General features: G+C 56.9%; 1 protein-coding gene. It reads right to left on the reverse strand.

The features are described from left to right. Positions 1-267, reverse strand: a 267-nt coding sequence (locus DCCM_RS06600) for an Rpn family recombination-promoting nuclease/putative transposase (protein WP_165792038.1), incomplete at both ends; no start/stop codon positions are given.

Genomic DNA, 267 nt, shown 5'->3' on the forward strand with positions numbered 1-267 from the left:
CCACACCTCTACCATGTACTGCAGCAGCCGGAAGGGCATGGTGTGGTCCACAGTTGACTGTAGCTCCAGCAGCACATAAAATATAACCTCGGTCCCCCGGAGCCGCAGCCGGTAAACGATGTCGGCCTCTTTATCGCTGAAATCCTGCAAAATGTAGGACTTGTCGACCAACGTCAGGTCGCCTTCGTCGATCTCCCGCACCCAGCCCTCCCCGACGAAAGTCTGCAGTAGCGCCAGGAAGGTCTTCTTGTTGGCCAGCAGTTGCCT

The sequence above is a fragment of the Desulfocucumis palustris genome (assembly GCF_002933875.1).
Lineage (GTDB): Bacteria > Bacillota > Desulfotomaculia > Desulfotomaculales > Desulfocucumaceae > Desulfocucumis > Desulfocucumis palustris.